Source organism: Arthrobacter sp. TWP1-1, from assembly GCF_049897845.1.
GTDB lineage: Bacteria > Actinomycetota > Actinomycetes > Actinomycetales > Micrococcaceae > Specibacter.
This window is the reverse complement of record NZ_JAFCXC010000004.1, coordinates 1-17,992: the sequence shown is the minus strand read 5'-3', so window position 1 is coordinate 17,992 and position 17,992 is coordinate 1. Positions and strand designations below refer to the sequence as shown.

Sequence of the window (17,992 nt, the reverse complement as noted above, 5' to 3'; positions counted from 1 at the left end):
ACTCTCGCGGCCAACTTTGTTGCTGCGTGGGCCGCCGAGTGAATGCATCTCCACTGGCAATAGTCAAGAGGTCGAAATTCTCCAATTGTTGGAACAATTGCGCGGTTAGCGTAGTTTCCGGGGCCCCTGACCTGCGGAAACTCAAGGGAGTGAAGAGTTAACCGTGGTAAACTAGGACTATTGGAAAGGGAGAATCCACATGCTTTTTGAGGTCGGCGAGACAGTAGTTTACCCACATCATGGTGCGGCAAAGATCGAAGAGATCAAGATGCGTACCGTCCGTGGGGAAGAGAAAATGTATCTCAAGCTCAAGGTTGCCCAGGGGGATCTGACGATCGAAGTTCCCGCTGAGAACGTTGATCTTGTGGGAGTGCGTGATGTCGTAGGCAAGGAAGGCCTGGAGCACGTATTCGATGTTCTTCGCGCAGAGTTTACGGAGGAGCCCGCCAACTGGTCTCGCCGTTACAAGGCAAACTTGGAAAAGCTTGCTTCCGGTGACGTTATCAAGGTTGCAGAGGTTGTTCGCGACCTGTGGCGCCGCGACAACGATCGCGGAGTCTCTGCTGGCGAGAAGCGTCTGCTGGCAAAGGCCCGTCAGATCCTGATTTCGGAGCTGGCCTTGGCTGAGAAGACAGACGAGGACAAAGCGTCCGAGGTTCTTGACGAAGTTCTGGCTTCATAGTTCCATCCTCGAGAGCCCCTGTACCGCAAGGTATGGGGGCTTTTTCGCGCCTGCCAACCATGTCTGCTGCTGCAGATGCTCCGGACCAAGTTAGGCCGACTAAAGTGGATGCCATGACAGAGGTAAAGGACGGCTCGTGCGCCGTCGTGGTGGTTGCAGCAGGGTCCGGGCAGAGACTGGGACATGGCGTACCTAAGGCACGGGTGCCCTTGGGTGGCGACGCCATGCTGGTTCACGCGGTCCGTGGCGTGATCAAGGCCGGGGTGGCCGCACAGATTTGCGTTGCGATTCCGGCCGACGATTCGGAGGTGGCCGCCATCTGCCAGCGAGTGGGTGCCGAGGCTGCCACGGCGGGCATCCTTCTTAGCATTGTTGAAGGTGGCGCGGAGCGGTCAGCTTCTGTGACTGCCGCGCTGGAAGTGATTGCCAGCGGCATCACCACCGTCATGATTCATGACGCAGCCCGGCCGCTCACACCGGCCGGCGTCTTTAACCGCGTGGCCGGAGCCTTGCGCGACGGAGCCAAGGCCGTGATCCCTGCATTGGCCGTCTCCGACACCATCAAGACAGTAGTTCCCGCCAGCCTGCCCGTCACCGGGGCCGGGCTGGAAAAGGTCGTTGACACCCCGCCGCGCAACCAACTCCGTGCCGTGCAAACCCCTCAGGGCTTTGAGCTGGACACGTTGCGCCGGGCCCACGAGTACCTGTTGACGCTGGATGCCGGAGCTGCCTCCCGCATTACCGACGACGCCATGCTCGTGGAGGCTTTGGGCGAGGTGGTCTTTGTGGTGCAAGGGTCAACGCACAGCCTCAAAATCACTACACCCATGGACCTGTTGTTGGCCGAGGCCATGCTCGCAGGACCATTGCGTCCGCGCTGGATTGAAGGATAGCCCCATGAGTTTGCCTCGCACCGGCATCGGCGTGGACATTCATGCATTCGCACCCGAAGGCAGCCCCGCTCCACTATGGTTGGCCGGTCTGCTGTGGGAAGGTGAGCGCGGCCTGAGCGGCCATTCCGACGGCGACGCCGTGGCCCATGCGGCCGCCGACGCGCTGTTCTCTGCCGCCGGTGTGGGCGATCTTGGCACCCACTTTGGCACCGACCGCCCTGAATACCAGGGCGCCACGGGTGTGCGGCTGTTGGCGGAGGCTGCACGTATTGTGCGCGAAGCCGGATTTGAGATCGGCAACATCGCGGTGCAGTTTGTCGGCAATCGGCCCAAGTTCAGCCCGCGGCGCCAGGAAGCCGAGGCTGCCCTGAGTGCGGCAGCCGGAGCGCCGGTTTCTGTCAGCGCAACCACCTCGGACGGGCTGGGTTTCCCCGGCCGCAACGAAGGCATCACGGCGTACGCCACGGCGCTCGTGGTTTATCGCGCACACCAAGAGGTCGCGCAAAGGGATACCCTAGAGCCGTGACCCTGCGATTCCATGATTCTGCCACCGCCGCCGTTCGCGACTTCGTCCCGCTCAAAGAGGGGGAGGTTTCGCTGTACTACTGCGGTGCCACCGTCCAGGGCGAGCCGCACATCGGCCATGTCCGCTCAGCCTTGGCTTTTGACCAGCTAACCCGCTGGCTTCAGAGCAGTGGCTACAACGTCACTGTTGTGCGCAACGTGACGGACATCGACGACAAAATCCTGGTCAAAGCCGCCGAGAATAACGAGCCCTGGTGGGGCCTTGCCTACCGTTTTGAGCAGGCTTTCGCCGACGCCTATGCGGCCCTTGGCATTCAGAAGCCCACCTATGAGCCGCGCGCTACGGGCCACATCCCGGAAATGCATGCGCTCATTGCTGCGCTGATTGAGCGCGGGCACGCATACCCGGCACTGGACGATTCGGGCGACGTCTACTTTGACGTGCGCTCCTGGCCTGCCTACGGCTCCTTGACGAACCAAAATATTGACGACATGCAGGCCGCGCCCGACGCCGATCCCCGGGGCAAGCGCGATCCCCGCGACTTTGCGCTGTGGAAAGGGCACAAGAACGGCGATCCCGAGACTGCCCGTTGGGAATCCCCGTGGGGTGCCGGCCGTCCCGGATGGCACCTCGAGTGCTCCGCCATGGTCACCAAGTACCTCGGCACCGAGTTTGATATTCACGGTGGCGGCCTGGACCTGCGCTTCCCGCACCATGAGAACGAGATGGCTCAGTCGCAGGCTGCCGGTCACGGTTTCGCCAACTTTTGGATGCACAACGGCATGGTCACCTACCAGGGTGAAAAAATGTCCAAGTCCATCGGCAACACCATCAACCCGCGTGAAATGCTGGAGATCGCCCGCCCGTTGGTGGTCCGTTACTACCTGGGACAGGCCCACTACCGCTCCGTTTTGGACTACCGGCCGGGTTCCCTCACGGAAGCTGCGGCCGCCGTCGAGCGCGTTGAAACCTTTGCAAAGGCGTCACTGGGATTGCTCTTTCCGGGTGGCGATTTCGGCTACATCGGTACCCGGCCGGAAGCCTTCCGCGCCGCAATGGACGACGACCTCAATGTTCCCGCGGCCCTAGCCGTGCTTCACGAGACTGTCCGTGCCGGAAACACGGCACTGGCTTCCGGGAACAAGGAAGCAGTGCAGGAAGCGTTCTTCGCAGTGATGGGCATGACCGATGCACTGGGAATCAACCCCTTGGACGCGCAATGGCAGCAGGGGAGCGGTTCAGAAGCCGAGCTGACTGCGCTGGACGTCTTGGTGAAGGCCCAGCTGGAGGCGCGTGCGCAAGCCCGGGCTGAGAAGAACTGGGCCGAATCGGACAGGATCCGCGACACCTTGGCCGCGGCCGGCGTCGAGATTGCCGATTCCGCCACCGGCTCCACCTGGTCCCTAAAGCGCTAACCCCTCAGACCCCGCACCACTTTACGGCGGTTTTTGATGAACGCTGCACCACTAAACGGCCGTTTCCTTGAGACGCTCGCGCACTTACGGGGCGTTTTCCCCAGACGCTCGCGCACTCACCGCCAGCCGAGCGGTGAGAATGCGCACTTTTTCGGCTGTGCACCCCGAAATTTATGTTCAGGCCGTAAGCTAGTAGCTACGGGTCTTTTGTTTCCCGTAATCTTGCGTGCCTAAAAGCGCATGCGACTAGATTTGATTTGACGAACTTCGGGGCCATGGAAACACAGGGCGCCGCACCAATCGTAAGGGTTTCACCATGGCCAATGATTCACACCGCGGGGCAGTACGCAAGCTCAAGAAGGGCCCCAGCGTCGGCACAGGCGGTCATGGCCGGAAGGCTCTTGAAGGCAAGGGCCCTACGCCGAAGGCTGCTGAGCGCACCTACCACAAGGCGTACAAGAACCAGGAGCTGTCAGAGCGTTCGGCTGCCAAGCGCGGCGCCGGCGCCAGCAACTCTCCGCGCCGCAACAGCGGTCCCAAGGGCAAGGCTACCGAGGAGCTCGTGACGGGCCGTAACTCGGTCGTCGAGGCACTGCGCGCGGGCATTCCCGCCAAGGCCCTCTACGTTGCTGTCCGCGTAGACATGGACGAGCGTGTGCGCGAGTCCATCAAGCTGGCTACCGAGCGCGGCATCCCGCTGTTGGAAGCCCACAAGCCTGAGCTGGACCGTCTCACCGAAGACGCCATCCACCAGGGCCTGGTTCTGCAGATTCCTCCGTACGAATACGAGGACGCCGTTGATACGGCCAGCGAGATCATCGCCAAGTGGAAGAAGGGCCATATCGCCAACGCGCCGCTCATCGTGGCACTTGACGGCATCACCGACACCCGCAACCTCGGTGCCATCATCCGTAGCGTTTCCGCCTTCTCCGGCCACGCCGTGATTGTCCCCGAGCGCCGCAGCGCCGGTGTGACGGCCGCTGCCTGGAAGACCAGCGCCGGTGCCGCCGTGCGTGTGCCCGTTGCTAAGGCTCCCAACCTCAACCGTGCCATCGGCGCGTTCCAGAAGATGGGCTTCTTTGTTCTAGGGCTCGACGGCGACGGCGACGTTTCGCTGCCCGACCTCACCCTGGCGCAGGAACCTGTCTGCATCGTGGTTGGCTCCGAAGGCAAGGGCCTGTCCCGTCTGGTGCGCGAAAACTGCGACCAGATCGTCTCGATCCCGATCGACTCAGCCATGGAATCCTTGAACGCGTCCATGGCTGTTGGCATCAGCTTGTACGAGATCTCGAGGCAACGCGCGGTCAAGGCGTAGCCATGCCGGAGACCGTTGTGGAGGCCATCAGTACACTGGGGGCGGCTTTGTCGCGTCACTTTCCCCTCGGGGTAAGTGACATTTCCAAGGAGCAGCGTGGCCTGACGGCCAACGTTGCCGTCTACGCACCTGCCCACCGCAATGTGGTGCTGTGTTTTCAGCCTCCCGGTGACTCTTGGAAGGCAGTGCTGCTGCCTGACAAGACCGACGGCGTCCACCACGCCTTGGTGGAGAACATGCCCGTAGGCAGCCGCTATGGTTTCTACACGGATCTCGAGGCAACCCGCGAAGAGATGCTGCTGATCGATCCCGAAGCGGTGCAACTCCTGCTCGATCCGTACGGACGTTTCATCGACCAGGCCGAGCGCTCCGACGGAACTGACGGGTATTTGTCGGTGCGCATGGATTCTGAGTTCGACTGGGGCACCGTGACCAGGCCGAATACGCCTTGGCGCGAAACCGTGATCTATGAGGCGCACGTCCGTGGGCAGACAATGCTGCACCCGGATATCCCCGAAGACATTCGGGGTACGTACGCCGGCATGGCCCACCCCGTCATGATCAAGCACCTCCAGGAACTTGGCGTGACCGCCGTCGAGCTTTTGCCTGTTCATTTCCACATCGATGAGCCACATCTGCATGGCACCGGGATGACGAACTACTGGGGTTACAACACCCTTGGTTTCTTTGCCCCACATGTGGAGAATGCAAGCGCCGCAGCGCGCGAAGCCGGTCCGGCAGCGGTCCAGGCCGAGCTCAAAGGCATGATCAAGTTGCTGCACATGGCCGGCATCGAAGTCATCTTGGATGTTGTGTACAACCACACGGCCGAGGGCGGTCCGGGCGGTCCGTCGTTGAGCTGGCGCGGCTTGGCCGAGGAGCAGTACTACCGCATGCGGGACGGTCAGTACTACGACACCACCGGCTGTGGCAACACCTTGAACTTCGGCAACGCCCAGGTCATGAAAATGGCCTTGGACTCGCTGCGGTACTGGGTTGAAGAGTTCCACATCGACGGATTCCGTTTTGACCTGGCGGTCTCGCTGGCTCGTAACGGTGTTCACGAATTCGACAGCCAACACCCGTTCCTGCTGGCCGCGGCCGCAGATGGTGTGCTGGCCTCGACGAAACTCATTTCTGAGCCGTGGGACGTCGGCTACGGTGGCTGGCAGACGGGTAATTTCCCCACGGGCTGGGCGGACTGGAATGATTCCTTCCGGGACACCCTGCGTGAGGTTTGGCTGACCGACCGGGCAACCATGCTCGCTGGCTACCACCACAATGGTTTGTCAAAGTTTGGCGACGCCTTGGGCGGATCGGCCCAGCTGTTTGCCGCTTCCGGACGCAGCCGCATGGCCTCGATCAACATGATTACCGCCCACGACGGCTTCACTTTGGCCGATCTCACGGCCTACAACCACAAGCACAACCTGGATAATCAGGAAGAAAACCGCGACGGCACGGGCAACAACCGCAGCTGGAACCACGGTGTTGAGGGCATTACCAACAACGAGAACATCCTGGCCCAGCGCGGGCGAACCAGCCGCAACCTGATGGCCACCATGTTGTTGGCTCTCGGCGTGCCCATGATCACCGCGGGCGACGAGTTGGGTCGCAGCCAAGGCGGAAACAACAACGTCTACTGCCAGGACAATGAGATCGCTTGGGTTGATTGGTCCATGGATGAGGAAGCGAAAACCATGCTGGCTGCCACGCGCCGCCTCGTGAAGATTCGCAAGGACTTCCTGGCCGCCCAGCCCAGCAGTTACCCCACGCGCGGCGGGCATTCGTTCATCCACTGGTTTGGCGCCGATGGCGTCCCCATGTCCCCGGAGGAATGGAAAAACCCGCACGAACGTGTTCTCACCATGCTCATGGGTTCCCCCGATGGCAAGGTTGACGGGCTGGTTGTCTTCAACACCGGCATCACCAACGAAGACGTGGTTCTGCCCGCTAACCCGCGCTTTATTGCCGGTGCCACAGAGCCGGAACCGGAATCGGAGCCAGTAACGGAGCCGGCGTCAGAGCCGGATCCTGACGCGGCCGCAGAGGTGGCACTGCCGGAGCTCAGGCCGTACATGTTGCGGATGACCACGGCGGAGCCAACCCTTGCGGACGACGGCGAGCCTTCCTTCCGCTTGCCGCGTTCCATTCCGCTGGTCAAGCCGGGCGAGACCGTCCGGGTGGACGCAAACACGGTTCAGATCTACCGCAACGACCTCACCGCTAGCTAACCCTGCCGCCGGTGACACCGGTGGTCGAGCCTGACACCGCTGGTCGAGCCTGTCGAGACCGATCTCGACAGGCTCGACCAACGGCGCCCGGATCAAGCGGTGGTGATCAGGCCCAGCTCTGCCGGATTGGCCAGCGCTGTATGCCGGGGAAGCACCTGGACGCCATAGCCAAAGTTCCCTGACCGGTCAATCACCAATTCGGCGGAGAACTGGTAGCGGCCAGGTCCATTGTCGGTGGCAGGGGTGACTTCGTCGAGGGATAGGCTGCGGGTGTCGCTGAGCTCATCGGTGTCGCCGGCCGTTCCGTAGACAACGCTGACCTGCACATCGCTGGGATCCAAGCTGCCAAGATCCATGTGGGCACGGACTTGCAGCGTTTCGCCAATTTGGGGCTCGTCCGCCAGTCCCTGTGATTCCACGTGCTCAATCGCGACCTCGTGCCAAGCGGGCCTGACGCGGTCAATCCAGGCAGCCAATGTCCGTGTTGCCGCGTAGTCGTCGGCGCGTGCGAGGCGCCCCGCAACGGCAGCAGGCTGGTACAAACGCTGCACGTACTCGGCCACCATGCGGTCAGCGGATACCTGCGGGCCTAGGTGCGCCAGCGTGTGCTTGATCATGGATATCCAGTGCGATGGAAGTCCGCCGTCGTGCGGTTGGGAAGGACCGGCAGCTCCGGCACCGGCGGCCACAACTTCGCCGTAGAACCGCGGTGCAACCTGCGATTCGAGCAGCTCGTACAGCGCCGCGGACTCAATGTCGTCGCGTTCCTCGTCTGTCGTCCCGGAATTGGCCGTGGGGATCGCCCAGCCGTTTTCGCCGTCGTACATTTCATCCCACCAGCCGTCCATGACGGAGAGGTTCAGAGAACCGTTGATGGCGGCCTTCATGCCCGAGGTGCCACAGGCTTCCAAGGGTCGGAGCGGGTTGTTGAGCCAAACGTCGCAGCCCGGGAAGAGCGTTCGGGCCATGGCGATGTCGTAGTTGGGCAGGAAAACGATCCGGTGGCGCACCTCTGGATCGTCGGTGAACTGCACCAGGTCCTGGATCATCTTCTTGCCGGCGTCGTCGGCGGGGTGCGACTTTCCGGCGATGATGATCTGGATCGGGTGCTCTGGGTGCAGGAGCAGGGCCTTGAGGCGGGCCGGATCACGCAGCATCAGGGTCAGGCGTTTGTAGGTGGGGACGCGGCGGGCAAAGCCGATCGTCAGCACGTCCGGGTCCAGGGCGGAATCCGTCCAGGCAAGCTGGGCGTCGGCGGCGCCGCGCTTCTTCCACGAGGAACGCAGGCGGCTGCGCGCGTCCTCGACCAACGCCGCACGCAAGCGGCGGCGCAGTGCCCAGACGTCTTCATCGCTCACGTCGTACACCTTGGACCAGTCGGGCCCGTCCAGGACCTCGGCACCAAAACGTTCGCGTGCCAGAGCCGCCAGTTCCGGGTCTACCCAGGTGGGCACGTGGACGCCGTTGGTCACCGAGGTGATCGGCACATCCTGCTGGTCGAAGCCTGGCCACAGACCCGAGAACATACCGCGGGACACGACGCCGTGGAGCTTGGCGACGCCGTTGGCACGCTGGGCAAGGCGCAGCCCCATGACGGCCATGTTGAACACCTCGGAATCGCCGCCGTCGTAATTTTCCGCACCCAGACCAAGGATCTCGGCGACCGGGACCCCCGGTGCCAGCTGACCGGCAAAGAAGTGCTCGATCATGTTTCGCGGGAATCTGTCGATGCCGGCCGGAACCGGCGTGTGGGTGGTGAAAACTGTTGACGCCCGGCCCGCAGCCAGCGCCTCACTCCACGAAAGCGGGTGGTCCGTCACGGCAGGATCCATCAGCTCGCGGATGCGTTCGATCCCCAAGAATCCGGCATGGCCCTCGTTCGTGTGGAACACCTCCGGTGCGGGGGTTCCTGTCAGGCGGGCGTGGACACGAAGCGCCTTGACCCCGCCCATGCCCAGCAACAATTCCTGGGACAGCCGGTGATCGCCACCGCCGCCGTACAGCCGGTCCGTGACCCCACGGGCAGCGTCGTCGTTCTCTGCAACGTTTGAATCCAGCAGCAACAAGGGCACCCGGCCAACATCGGCTCGCCAAATATTTGCGCGTAGCAACCTGTCGCCGGGCAGCGGCAGCTGGATTTGAATCGGTGTGCCATCCGCCTCACGCAACAGGGTCAGTGGCAGCGCATCGGGGTCAAGCAGCGGGTAGCTTTCCTGCTGCCATGCGTCCTTCGAGAGCGATTGCTTGAAATAACCTGCCTGATAGAGAAGTCCGACGCCGATGAGCGGCACCCCGAGATCGGATGCGGATTTGAGGTGGTCGCCAGCCAGAATGCCCAGACCACCGGAATACTGGGGGAGCACCTCGGTAATGCCAAATTCGGGGGAGAAGTAGGCGATCGCTTTCGGTGCTTCTGCGCCGAGTCCCTGGTACCAGCGCGGTTCGTTGAGGTATTCGTGCAGGCTTTCTTCGGCAGCGGCCACGCGGGCGACAACATCGGGATCGGTTGCCAGTTCCTGGAGTTGTTCACGGGACATGGATGCGAGCATGGCCAAGGGGTCGCGACGGGAATTTTCCCAGAGCTCGGGATTTAGCGATTCAAACAGCGTACGAGTGGGCAAGTGCCAGGACCACCGGAGGTTGGTGGCTAGCCTTGTCAGTGCGGAAATCTGGGCCGGGACGACGGTGCGGACTGTAAATCTGCGAATTGCCTTCATGCCGGTCACCATAGCCCAAGTTCTCGGCACGATTACAGCACTTGTGGAAAATTGGTCATTCATTACGCGGACTGCATGTTCAGAGGTGAATTTTGTCCGCGTGTGACGCTCCAACTCGCCGATATGGCGGGAGACCTTAGCAATCCGGGCGGGGAGTCGCTAACGTCGTCTTTGTGAGTACTTTTAAGCCTTCGCGCAACGTGCCAGTCGCAGCAACCACCCAGGGCTCAGTCGTGTCTGTTTCCGGCAAGGGAAGCCCCGCGTCCGCGGCCGCTGATGCCGGCGCGGCAGCTGCCGCAGGGGCTGCGCCATTGGACCCGCAACAGGGTCTGCGATTTGGACGAATTCCCGTCACGAACGTCCAGCCGGTTTTGGAAGATGGCAGGTTCCCGGCCAAGGGTGTTCGCGGTGCCGATGTGCGGGTGAGCGCCGTGGTTTTCCGTGAAGGACACGACGTTTTGGGTGCCACGGCCATCCTTTTTGCGCCGGATCAGAGCGAGGCGCAGCGCACAAGGCTCAAGCCGGGAGCCAAGGGCACCGATTCATGGGAGGGCGTGCTGACCCCGTCCTCCGAGGGTAACTGGACGTTCGCCGTGGAAGGGTGGAGCGACCTCTACGCAACGTGGGCACATAACGCGCAGGTAAAAATCAACGCCGATGTTGATGTTGACGTCATGTTGGCCGAAGGTGCCCTGCTCTTGGGCAACGCGGCCAAATCTGCCAAGGAAACTGCGCCCGATGCTGCCAAGGTGTTCAAACTTGCGGCGAGCACGCTTGCGGATTGGTCCCTCAACACCAATGACCGCCTGGCCGCCGGAACTGGCCGGGAGGTCCGCGCCGCCGTCGAACTTTTCCCGCTGCGGGATCAGGTGACGCGCAGCAGGTCATTCCCCCTGTTGGTTGAGCGTGACGCGGCCGGACGCGGCGCTTGGTACGAGTTCTTCCCGCGTTCGGAAGGCGCGCACCGCCACCCCGAAACAGGTGAGTGGACCAGCGGCAATTTCCGCACCGCCGTGAACCGCCTTCAGGCCGTCGCGGACATGGGCTTTGACGTGTTGTACCTGCCGCCCATCCACCCCATCGGCACCATCAACCGTAAGGGTCCCAACAATTCGCTGACCACGGGCCCGGGCGATCCAGGGTCGCCGTGGGCCATTGGCTCGGCTGCTGGCGGGCACGATTCGATTCATCCCGAGCTGGGATCCTTCGCCGATTTTGACGCATTTGTGGCTGCCGCGAATGAGCTGAACCTTGAAATTGCCCTGGATCTGGCCTTGCAATGCGCCCCTGACCACCCCTGGGCTGAAGCACACCCCGAATGGTTCACCACCAGGGTGGACGGCACCATCGCGTATGCGGAGAACCCACCGAAAAAATACCAGGACATTTATCCGCTGAACTTTGATAACGATCCCGCGGGATTGTCAGCCGAGATTCTGCGGATCGTACGTCTGTGGATTGACCACGGAGTGCGGATTTTCCGTGTCGACAACCCCCACACCAAGCCTGTCTGGTTCTGGGAATGGCTCATCGGAACCATCAACGCCGAGCGCCCAGATATTGTATTTTTGGCCGAGGCGTTTACCCGTCCTGCCATGATGGCGGCGCTGGGACGGGCCGGTTTCCAGCAGTCGTACAGCTACTTTACGTGGCGCAACACGAAGGCAGAGCTGGAGGAATACCTGGTCCATGTGAGCCGGGAATCGGCCGGCTATTTCCGCCCCAATTTCTTTGTCAACACCCCTGACATCCTGACCGAGTACCTGCAATATGGCGGGCCCGCGGCGTTCAAGATCCGCGCCATTCTTGCCGCCATGGGCAGTCCGCTCTGGGGCATGTACGCCGGCTACGAGCTCTACGAACACGTGGCGCGGCCCGGGTCCGAAGAGAACATTGACAACGAAAAGTATGAATTCAAGGACCGTGATTTTGCCGCCGCGGAAGCTCATGGAAAATCCCTGGCACCGTTCGTGACGTTGTTGAACAAGATCCGGCGTGAGCACCCGGCGCTGCTTGACCTGCAAAACCTGAGCCTGCATGAAAGCTCCGATGACGCCACACTGGTGTTCAGCAAGCACAAATACATCGCGGCCACAGCGGAGACCCCGGCTCGCAAGGACACCATCATTGTGGTGATCAACGTTGACCCGCACAGCATGCGTCAAGGGGAAGTGACCCTTGATCTTGATGCGCTGGCACTTGACGGGCTTTCCTCTGACGGTACGTTCATCGTTGACGAACTTGTCACCGGGGCTACGTGGAACTGGGGAAAGAAGAACTACTTCCGTCTGGATGCGCACATGGAACCGGCCCACATCTTGCACATCAGGCGATAGGCGATGGCCTATCCCAATGCCAATAGTGCGCCGCAGTTCAATCTGAATGCGCCCGGGCTGGCCCATGACAGGCACTGGTACCGGAAGGCTGTTTTCTATGAGGTTTTGGTCCAGAGCTTTGCCGACGCAAACGGTGATGGCTCGGGTGACTTTTCGGGTCTGATCTCCCGTCTGGATTACCTCCAGTGGCTGGGGATTGACTGCCTGTGGCTGCCGCCGTTCTTTGATTCGCCGTTGCTGGATGGCGGCTATGACGTGCGTGATTTCAAGGCCGTCATGGAAACCTACGGCACTATTTCAGATTTCAAGTCGCTCGTGACGCAGGCCCACGAACGAGGTATGCGGATCATCATCGATCTGCCCATGAACCACACCTCCGATCAGCATCAGTGGTTCAAATCCTCACGGGAGGAGCCGGATGGGCCGTTCGGTGATTTCTACATGTGGAGTGACACTACCGAACTGTATGAGGACGCCCGGGTCATCTTCGTCGACACCGAGGATTCCAACTGGTCCTTTGACCCCATCCGGCGCCAGTTCTTCTGGCACCGCTTCTTCAGCCATCAGCCGGACCTGAACTTTGAGAATCCCGCCGTCCGTGACGCCATCTTTGAGGTGGTGCGGTTTTGGCTGGAACAGGGCATCGACGGTTTCCGTGCCGACGCCATCCCTTACCTTTATGCCGAGGACGGCACCAATTGTGAGAATCTCCCGGCCACGCATCGCTTCCTACAGGACCTGCGTGCCATGGTCGACGCCGAATTCCCCGGGCGGATCATCATCGCCGAGGCCAACCAGATGCCGCACGAGGTAGTGGACTACTTCGGTACGCCAGAAAACCCCGAATGCCACATGGCGTTCCATTTCCCCATCATGCCCCGTCTCTACTACGCACTGCGGGATCAAAAGGCCGCGCCCATTATCGAGACCATGGCCAATACGCCGGAGATTCCGCAGGGCGCCCAATGGGGAACGTTTCTGCGAAACCATGATGAGCTGACCCTGGAGATGGTTACGCCCAATGAGCGCGAGGCCATGCTCGGGTGGTATGCCCCCGATTCCCGCATGCGCGCCAATATTGGTATCCGACGCCGGCTGGCACCTTTGCTGGATAACTCCCGAGCGGAAATGGAGCTCATCAACGCACTGCTGCTCGCTCTACCGGGTAGCCCTTTCCTGTATTACGGGGACGAGATTGGCATGGGCGACAATATCTGGCTGGAGGATCGTGATGCCTCCCGCACCCCCATGCAATGGAATCCTGACCGCAATGCGGGCTTCTCCCACGTGGATCCCGGCAAGCTCTTTCTCCCCGTAGTGCAATCGCTGGTGTATCACTACAACCATGTGAACGTTGAGGCACAGACGGCTCACACCAGTTCCCTGCTGCACTGGAACAAGCAGATTCTGCGTATTCGCAAGGCTCATCCTGCCTTTGGATTGGGTCGGTACGAGAACGTACCCACGTCCAATGAATCGGTGCTGTCCTTCTTACGGATCCTGCCCGCGGGTAACCAGGAAGGTGAGGAGCCCGAATCCATTCTTTGTGTGTTCAACCTTTCCCAGCACCCGGCCGCCGCGGTACTTGAATTGCCGGCTCTTGCCGGCCGCGGACTGCGCGATATCTTTGGCGGGGACATCTTCCCCGGCATCGACGGCGATGGCCACCTCACTTTGACCCTGGGATCATACGATTTCTTCTGGCTGCGAGTTCGTTCACAGTCATCCAACGTCCTCTCCACGCAGACGCAAGCGCTGCCGGTGATTGACGGATCGGTCCGCGGACTCTAATGGCCCTAACTCTTCTGGATCTGCTCGCCGATTGGCTTCCCCACCAGCGCTGGTACCCCCGCAAAGGCAGCGCCGGTCAGGGTGCCCAGCTGACCATCGCCGAACGGTTTGAGTTGCCTTCCCCCGACCCTGACGTAACACTGCTTGTGCTACTTGTTACCGTGGATCTCCCGGGAGCTCGCGGCAGTACGTCAATGCACGACGCCGGACAGACCCTCACGCTGCAGCTGCCCCTGAGCTTTCACAGAAATGGCGCGGCTGTGTTAAACGGCGCTGTTTCGCCGACTTCCGCTGCCACCGTTGCGATGCGAGGCGGCGTCCTTGGTGCCATAGCAACACGAGACGGATGGCCCGGTGGGCGCGTACACGATGGATTGGCCGATCCCGTCTTCCTGCGGGCTTGGCTTTCCGCGGTGGCGGGGGTCCCCGGATACGGTTCCTTCGGTAGTGGCGGGAGTGTTGAAGTTTGGCGGAGTTCGGGTCTCGGCGGTCCGGCGAGTTCGGCCTTGTCAGACATTCGCGCGCTGGACGGGGAGCAGTCAAATACCTCGGTCATTTTCCGGCAGGATGGCCGCTCGTTGATTGCCAAGTTCTTCCGGGTCCTCCACGATGGAGTGCATCCAGAGGTTGAAATCGGGCGTGCGTTGGCCTCGGTGTCCGGGAAGGTCAATGTCTCAAATGTTCCAGCGGTCCAGGCTGTGGTGCAGTATGAGGGTTCGGGCACCATTCTCTGTGTGGTTCACGATTTCATCGAGGGAGCGCAGGATGGGTGGGCGCTTGCCCTTAAGGCCGCCGGTTCCGAGGTGGATTTCACCGCCAATGCTCATTCGATTGGTGTGGCCCTAGCCCGAGTCCACGCTGGCTTGCGGGTGGGTATGGGTTCGCATCGGGCGGAGGAATCCGAAGCTGAGACATTCGTTGAAGCCATTGCCGCTCGGCTGGAGTGGGCATGGGAAATCGCGCGCCCCGTCGTCGGGCCCTATGACACAAGGTTCCGTGATGTTTTGGCACGATTGCGCCAAATCGATTCGATCCCGCAAGTCCAGCGTATCCACGGTGATCTACACCTGGGGCAGCTTGTGCGCCGTGAATCGGCGGGGTCGCCGGAGTGGTTCTTTCTGGACTTTGAGGGCGAACCGCTGCGGCCCCTGAATGAGCGATCGCGGCCCGATGTTGCGATCCGAGACTTGGCTGGAATGCTGCGGTCCTTTGACTACGCAGGCGCCCAGGCCGCCGGCACGGGAGCCGTGACACGAAATCAGGGCGCCGAATGGGCCAGGAAATGCGCCGACGCCTTAATTAGCGGCTATGAAAGCGGCTCCGGCGAGACGATTGCACGTAATAGTCCGCTTTTCGTGGCATTGTGGCTGGATAAGGCGCTCTATGAGGTTGTTTATGAATTGCAAAACCGACCCACGTGGACGTGGGTGCCGGTAAATGCTGTGCGGGATTTGTTTGAATCAATGGAAAGTGGTGTGGACATGGGACTAAATAAAATGGCCCCTCTGGCAGTCAATGCGGGTGTGTTGGCACGGATTTCCGAGGGCACGTATTACGCCCCGCACTCCGTGCTCGGGGCGCATCTGGACAGTGACGGTTATGTGACGGTGCGTGCGCTGCGGCATTTGGCCGAGGCGGTGCAGCTGGTCACTGGAAACGGCGTCACCCCCATGACGCACGAACATGGTGGCATTTGGGTCGCTGTAGTGCCCGCCCAAGAGCCCGGACATGTTCCGGATTACCGGCTAGATGTCACGTATGCAGACGGCGTCCACCGCACCGATGATCCCTATAGGTATATGCCGACGGTCGGTGAATTGGATATGCATCTAATTGCCGAGGGCCGGCATGAAACGTTGTGGACCGTCTTGGGCGCCCACGTACAGCACTATCACTCTGAGCTCGGAGAAGTTTCTGGCGTCAGCTTCTCCGTGTGGGTGCCCGCAGTTCAGGCAGTTCGGGTCATTGGCGAGTTCAACGGCTGGGATGGCCGTTCGAACGCCATGCGCAGTCTTGGCAATAGCGGCCTTTGGGAGTTGTTCATCCCGGATGTCGCAGCGGGGGACCGCTATAAATTTGAGGTTCTCACCGAAAGCGGTGCCTGGCTGCAGAAGGCCGATCCCATGGCCTACGGCACGGAGGTGCCGCCGTTGACGGCCTCGCGTGTGGTCGAGTCCAGCTATTCATTCCAAGACGGCGACTGGATGAAGAAGCGCGCAGCGAGCGATCCTCACAACTCGCCCATGAGCACTTATGAAGTGCATCTGGGCTCGTGGCGTCCCGGATTGAGTTACACGGAGCTCGCCAAGGAACTTGTTGACTATGTTCAGGACTTGGGATTTACCCACGTGGAACTCATGCCGGTCTCGGAGCACCCCTTTGGTGGCTCGTGGGGCTATCAAGTCACCTCGTATTACGCACCGACGTCCCGTTTTGGCCACCCGGATCAGTTCCGCTTCCTCGTTGATTCCCTGCACCAAGCTGGGATTGGCGTCATCATGGACTGGGTGCCGGCTCACTTCCCCAAGGACGAATGGGCACTGGCCAACTTCAATGGCGGGGCGCAATATGAGCACGCGAATCCCCAGCTGGGTGAGCACCCCGATTGGGGAACCCTGATCTTTGACTTTGGTCGCAATGAAGTGAGGAACTTCTTGGTGGCCAACGCTCTCTACTGGTTCGAGGAATTCCACATTGACGGGCTACGGGTTGATGCCGTCGCGTCCATGTTGTACCTGGACTACTCGCGGGACGATGGAGCGTGGAGCCCCAACCGATTTGGTGGTCGGGAGAACCTAGAAGCGATCAGCTTCCTGCAGGAGATGAATGCAACGGCATACCGGCGCAATCCCGGCATCGTCACCATCGCCGAAGAATCCACGGCCTTCCCCGGCGTGACTGCGCCAACCAGTGAAGGCGGACTGGGGTTCGGCATCAAATGGAACATGGGCTGGATGCATGACTCGCTGACGTACATGTCGGAAGACCCCGTTAATAGGGGATGGCACCACAACCAGATCACGTTCTCGCTCGTCTATGCCTTTACGGAAAACTTCCTCTTGCCCATTAGCCATGACGAAGTGGTTCATGGGAAGGGTTCCTTGCTGCGCAAAATGCCAGGGGACAGATGGCAGCAGCTGGCCAACCTGAGGGCCTACCTTGCCTTCCAATGGGCTCATCCGGGCAAGCAGCTAATTTTCATGGGAACCGAGTTCGGTCAAGAATCCGAATGGAGTGAAGAGCACGGCCTCGACTGGTGGCTGGCAGAGAACCCCTCCCACCGAGCGATCCAGACTCTGGTGAAGGATTTGAACCACAACTATTCCGCCATTCCCGCTCTCTACGAACAAGACAATGTTCCGGACGGCTTCACGTGGCTCAATGGCGGGGATACCGAGAACAACGTAGTGTCCTTCGTTCGCTGGGACAAGGCGGGCAAACCCTTGGTGTGCATCATCAACTTTGCCGGCATGGCGTACGAGGGTTACCGGGTCGGCTTGCCGGCAGCAGGACAGTGGGAAGAGGTACTTAATACTGACTTGGCCGTGTATGGCGGTTCCGATGTCAGAAACGCCGGGATCTTGCAGGCGGAAGAGCTTGCCTGGGACGGACAAGCATCGTCGCTTAAGTTGCGAGTCCCGCCGCTGGGCGCGCTCTATCTGGCACCCGCTGACTCGTAGCAAGATCTCGCACTTCTAGCACCTGCTTGCCGTTAGGTTTCAAGGCAAGCAGGTGCTATTGTTAGTACTCCGCTGAACGAACGGTTCGGATCTGGACAAGACCAAAACAATGGCCTAGAAAATGGGCTTTCTGTTTTGTGTTCAAATGAAAATTTGAATTTAGTCGAAATCATTGATTTGACTTATTGGAATTCAGTCGGGTAAGATTATAAAGTTGCCCCGGCACTGATCGTCAAGGATTCACCTGTTGTTTACGGGTTGTTTTTGGTGTGTGGCTGGGAGCGGTTGTTGTTTGAGAACTCAATAGTGTGCCAAGTTTTATTGATACCAATTTATTTATATTGAATTGGTTATTTGGTTTTGTTGTTGCCGCCCCTGTGGTGATGGCAGGACCGTTTAGCTG

General features: G+C 60.6%; 10 protein-coding genes. 9 read left to right on the top strand and 1 reads right to left on the bottom strand.

Translation table 11 applies throughout. From position 1 onward, the window contains the following. Positions 1 to 199 precede the first annotated feature (199 nt). From ACP7B9_RS08820 to glgX, 6 genes are all read left to right on the top strand, one after another. Positions 200 to 682 (top strand): CarD family transcriptional regulator, encoded by a 483-nt coding sequence (locus ACP7B9_RS08820; protein ID WP_425862591.1) that lies wholly within the window; start codon positions 200 to 202, stop codon positions 680 to 682. Between the two features lie 113 nt (positions 683 to 795). Further along, a complete protein-coding gene (gene ispD / locus ACP7B9_RS08815) occupies positions 796 to 1,575 on the top strand; it encodes a 2-C-methyl-D-erythritol 4-phosphate cytidylyltransferase (RefSeq protein WP_425862590.1) in 780 nt (259 codons plus the stop codon). Positions 1,576 to 1,579: 4 nt separating this feature from the next. Then, positions 1,580 to 2,101, top strand: coding sequence for a 2-C-methyl-D-erythritol 2,4-cyclodiphosphate synthase (ispF, locus tag ACP7B9_RS08810; protein ID WP_425862588.1), 522 nt, complete (start codon positions 1,580 to 1,582; stop codon positions 2,099 to 2,101). Further along, positions 2,098 to 3,516 carry a cysteine--tRNA ligase gene (gene cysS / locus ACP7B9_RS08805; protein ID WP_425862586.1) on the top strand — a complete coding sequence of 473 codons (1,419 nt, stop codon included), beginning with the start codon at positions 2,098 to 2,100 and terminating at the stop codon, positions 3,514 to 3,516. The genes ispF and cysS overlap by 4 nt, the downstream gene beginning before the upstream one ends. Positions 3,517 to 3,832: 316 nt before the next feature. After that, complete coding sequence (gene rlmB, locus ACP7B9_RS08800; protein ID WP_425862585.1) at positions 3,833 to 4,831, top strand: 23S rRNA (guanosine(2251)-2'-O)-methyltransferase RlmB; 999 nt, start codon at positions 3,833 to 3,835, stop codon at positions 4,829 to 4,831. A 2-nt stretch (positions 4,832 to 4,833) separates the two neighbouring features. After that, positions 4,834 to 7,065, top strand: a complete 2,232-nt coding sequence (glgX, locus tag ACP7B9_RS08795; RefSeq protein WP_425862584.1) for a glycogen debranching protein GlgX — start codon at positions 4,834 to 4,836, stop codon at positions 7,063 to 7,065. A 92-nt stretch (positions 7,066 to 7,157) separates the two neighbouring features. On the opposite strand, the gene glgP is transcribed toward glgX, so the two are convergent. Next, entirely contained in the window at positions 7,158 to 9,782 is a 2,625-nt protein-coding gene (glgP, locus tag ACP7B9_RS08790) for an alpha-glucan family phosphorylase (RefSeq protein ID WP_425862582.1), read from the bottom strand. A gap of 311 nt (positions 9,783 to 10,093) precedes the next feature. Between glgP and ACP7B9_RS08785 the strand changes: the two genes are divergently transcribed. The 3 genes from ACP7B9_RS08785 to glgB are packed head-to-tail and all read left to right on the top strand — an operon-like array spanning position 10,094 to position 17,589. After that, on the top strand, positions 10,094 to 12,118 hold the full coding sequence (locus ACP7B9_RS08785) for an alpha-1,4-glucan--maltose-1-phosphate maltosyltransferase (RefSeq protein ID WP_425863125.1): 2,025 nt from the start codon (positions 10,094 to 10,096) through the stop codon (positions 12,116 to 12,118). A 3-nt stretch (positions 12,119 to 12,121) separates the two neighbouring features. Beyond that, positions 12,122 to 13,909, top strand: a complete 1,788-nt coding sequence (gene treS / locus ACP7B9_RS08780; protein ID WP_425862581.1) for a maltose alpha-D-glucosyltransferase — start codon at positions 12,122 to 12,124, stop codon at positions 13,907 to 13,909. Next, on the top strand, positions 13,909 to 17,589 hold the full coding sequence (gene glgB, locus ACP7B9_RS08775; protein WP_425862580.1) for a 1,4-alpha-glucan branching protein GlgB: 3,681 nt from the start codon (positions 13,909 to 13,911) through the stop codon (positions 17,587 to 17,589). Before treS ends, glgB begins: the two co-directional genes overlap by 1 nt. Positions 17,590 to 17,992 lie beyond the last annotated feature (403 nt).